The sequence below is a fragment of the Streptomyces sp. DI166 genome (assembly GCF_900091315.1).
Taxonomy (GTDB): domain Bacteria; phylum Actinomycetota; class Actinomycetes; order Streptomycetales; family Streptomycetaceae; genus Streptomyces; species Streptomyces fuscus.
In genome coordinates this window covers 1-3,964 of the sequence record NZ_FLSP01000203.1, presented here as the reverse complement: position 1 = coordinate 3,964, position 3,964 = coordinate 1, and the positions used below count along the sequence as shown (strand labels likewise).

Annotated in this window: 1 protein-coding gene; it reads right to left on the bottom strand. The window is 64.4% G+C overall.

From position 1 onward, the window contains the following. Positions 1–3,964: hypothetical protein (locus GA0115233_RS39640; protein ID WP_107406503.1), on the bottom strand; the 3,964-nt coding region annotated here is incomplete at both ends.

Genomic DNA, 3,964 nt, shown 5'->3' with positions numbered 1-3,964 from the left:
AGCTACAGCTTCGTCGAGGCGCTGCTTGAAGTAGGCGTGGGCTTGGCGCATTTCGCGCTCGCGGTTGGCCTTGTAGAAGGGGGCGGTGTAGCCGTCGGGGACGGGGGTGTCGGTATTCGGATCCTTCTCGTAGGACTCGCGATATTCCTCGAACTGGGTCCAGTGGTCCTTGGACTGGTCGAAGCCGTAGGTGTAGCGATCCCCAGCGATCTTCCGCTCCTCGGCGTCGAACCAGGTCACCCGGTCGAAGTCCTGCATGATCGGGAAACGGGCCCGGTACATGGCGATGAGTGTGTCCGCGTCAATGCCGAGCCATACGGCGACGAGGGCATCGATCTCGACGAGGGCGGCGCGGCGAGCGTATTCGGTGCGGAGAGGGGTGTCACGCTGCCAGGTGGGGGTGACGTTGTGCAGCTCGGTCTTGAGGTTGGGCCACTTGATCGCCCAGGGCTCGTAGCCGGGCCACTTGGGGTCGTAGAGCTCTGACCAGAGGCCGGCGTAGGCGGTGGTCAGGGCGTTCAGGCGGAGGGTGCGGAGGAGGAGGGCGGGGGCTAGAGGGTGGTCTTCCTGGGGGACAGGGAGCAGCTTGGCCTGGTTCTCGTGCAGATGCGTCCAAGCAAGCGTCCGCAAGAAGTAGTCGATCGGCAACCCCGACCAGAATCCCCCAACCAGTGCCGAGTGCCGCAGTGACGAAACGAAGGCGCTGCGGATTCCCCCCACATGAGCCACCTCGCGAGGCAACAAAGCTGCATACAAGGCACGTTCGGTGTCCGGTGCGATCTGGTTCCGCCACGCCCAACGAAATCGCTCACTGTATGGCCTGCTGGCCTTGGCAAGCAAAAACTTCTCGACCTGCTCCTCCTCGACCTCCTCCAGTTCAATTTTACGCTTCTCCGCGATGCGGAGTCGGGCCTGTGCCCGTTCCTCCTTCGAAGCGAGCAGCGCCTCGTACCTTTCCCAGTCGGGCCACCTGTCCTGCTCGCCTAGAAACACGTCGCGCTGAGCCACGCACCGGTACTCCGACTCCGGCACCGCGTCGTCCGCGAGCGCCCTCGGGTCGAGACCGCGAACCTCACCACCGCCCTGGCTGGGCTGCTTGAACATCGGGTTGGCCACGCCGATTTGCGGCCCCTTGAGGATGACGTCGCTCCACGCCTTCGCGTGGTAGTCCTCCTGGCCGTCGACGCCGGTGTTGTAGTCGATGAGCCGCTGGTCCTTGTTCGGGCCGAACTGCGCCTTCTTGGCAGCGCCTTCATCGAACCCAATGAAGATCTCGTAATTCAGCGCATCGAGACGCAAGGGAAAGCAGCCCAACGCATCGATTGCCAGATCCTCGGCCGTGCTCACCGGTGCGAGCAAACGCGTGTGCTCCAGCGGTCCTTCATCCCCAGCAAGGCGGCGCCATCGCGCGAGAGTATCTGCCGTGACATGGATGACACGCTTCGGATGGGGGCGCTCATCCCAACCACCATTGTACTTAACACCAGGATCGTCACCGGTTTCATCAGCAGTCGACGACAAGCGCAGCGAGTCGACGGTGAAGAGCCACGACAGCGAGTCGAAGGAGACCTCCTGCTCGTTCCCGTAGACGTGCACGCCAAAGTGGCTGGACCGCCCTACCGGTGGCGGGAAGAACCGGTTTCCAGCGTTTACGAAATCGCCGTGCACACGCAGCCGCCGATACGCTGCCGCGCGCAGCTCAGCCTCCTGGTCACCCCTGAAGTGGGTGTCAGGGTGAACCATCCCAGCCGTCCCGTTGCGCCCAGCGTGGCTCCACACCTCGCACATGAATGCCCGGTACAAATCAGGCTTGGTCCCCGAGACCAGCGGATATACCGGTGACGCCGCTAGGTACGACGCCATCGTCACCGTGTTCGTCACCTCGCCGAGCAGGTACTGCTGCACCTCCTCTCGTGCGAGTTCGACACCCCGCCGCCGGTTCTTCTCCTCCGCCTTAGGCTTCTCCGTGAGCATGAACCAAGGCTCGTACTCCGCGAGGACCGGATCCTCTTTCCACTCCGGCCGCACCCACGGCGGGTTGCCCACCTGAAGGTCGAAGCCCCCCGCCTCACTGGTGAAGACACCCGCAAAGTCCAACTCCCAGTGAAGGAAACCCTGCTCCTCCGCGATATCACGGACGACCCGCATCCACGGATACCGCGTCTCAACCGCCTTACGGGCATCGTCCATGCCCATCTCAGCCTGGACCAGGTCTTCGAGCTTCTTCAACTCCTCCAGGGAGTCGACCGTCGTGGCGAAGGTGTCCTTTGGAACCGGCCCCGTACCGAGCATGGACTCCAGGAAGGCGATCCAGTCGCCCAGGTCCGCGAGCGGAATGACATCGCGGCGGCGCGCCGGCCCACTGGGCTTCTTGGGAGCGGAGGAGCCGCGCTTCTTCTTGGCCTCCTTCTTCTTCCCGGCCTCGTCGTCGCTCTCAGACTCACCCAGGGAAATCTGGTCACCATCCATGGTGAACAGCAGGCCGGGCTCAAGGAACTGAGGCACAGGCGTCGGCTCGGGCGCGCGCTCCTCGACCTCCACCTCCGGCCCGACCACCGACGACAACAACGCATCCAGGTCGGCCCCGGCCTGCGCCGTCACCACCGGAGCCGTCGCGTACTCCGCGTCCGCCCCGTCCAGCAGCCCCACCTTCTCCAGCGGCCAGAACCACAGCGCGCACCACGCGTCCATGACCTGCTTGAGCCGCCAATACGGGGAGCCCTCCGCCGCATAGAGGTCCTTGAAGACCTGCTCCTTGGTCAGCGGCAGGCTCTGGTCCGGGTTCTGCTTGTCACGGCGGAGGAAGGCGTACTCCTCCGCGTCCTCCTCACGATCCGTCCCCCACACATCGATGGTGCGGGCGATCTCTCGCTCGCTCAGCTCCATGCGCTTGGCGACCAGCTTCCACAGAAACTCGACGCGAAGGGCCGCAGCCTGCAACCGGGCGAGCTGGCTACCCTTGCCGCCTGTCGTCTTGGGCTTCGCCTTGATGCTGCTCTTCCACGCCTTCAGCTGCTCCAACTGCGGCAAGGCGAGCTGCTCCACCAGCTTCTTCGCATCCCCGCTCGCCCCCGCGACCGCACCCCACCCAGGCGTCGGCAGAAGGAACTGATGCACAGCCCCATTCGGCAGCAACTGCTCCGAACTATCCCCAGCTGCCCGGAACGGCAGCTTGGTCGGCGTGTGCGCGCCGATCGTCCGCTCCTTCTTGATGCGCTCGGCCTCGTACACCCAACGCCTGGCTCCGATAAGCGAGTTGCCCCGCCGCAGATGCAGTCCGAACCACGGCGCACGCATGCCGGGGTGCATGGTGTTGAGCCACAGCGACACCTCCGCAAGCTCCACACCCGTTGCGTTGAGGTCGATGCCGTACGCGTTGTGAAGGGCGATGTACGCCTTCACCTTCTGCTCGGCATCGAGTGTCTTCGACGTGTCCAGGCTGACGCCTAGCTCATCCTGTCGGCGCCTCAGATACTCCTTGGCGACCTGGTTGATCGCCTCGTTGAGGAACGCGCCGGAGCCGAGGGCCGGTTCGCAGATCGTGTAGCGCAGCAGCTCGCTCGCACGGGTCTTGACCGTGTTGCCGTCAGCGTCCTTCTCCTGGTCGAGGCGGTGCTTGAGCGCCAGCTCGACGGTGACCTTCGTAAGAGACTCAGGGGTGTAGTACGAGGCGGACGTCTCGCGGTCGCGGCCGGCCAGTCGGTAGACGAAGGTGCCCTTGTCGTACTTCTTGGGGCCACGCAGACCGTACTGTTCGGCGTCCTGTGCGGAGTACACAACGTACGTGTTCTCCCTGTACTTGGTCAGCCGGTCGGCGGGGATGAGCCAGGACCCCTTTTCGGGATCGCCGTACTGCTTGTCGCCCTTCTTCGCGCCGGGCTTGGCAACCTCGGCCAGCTGGTCCTTGGCGATGATGCCGGTGTAGGACATCAGGCCCTCGTAGACGGCGCCGAGCTGGTTGATG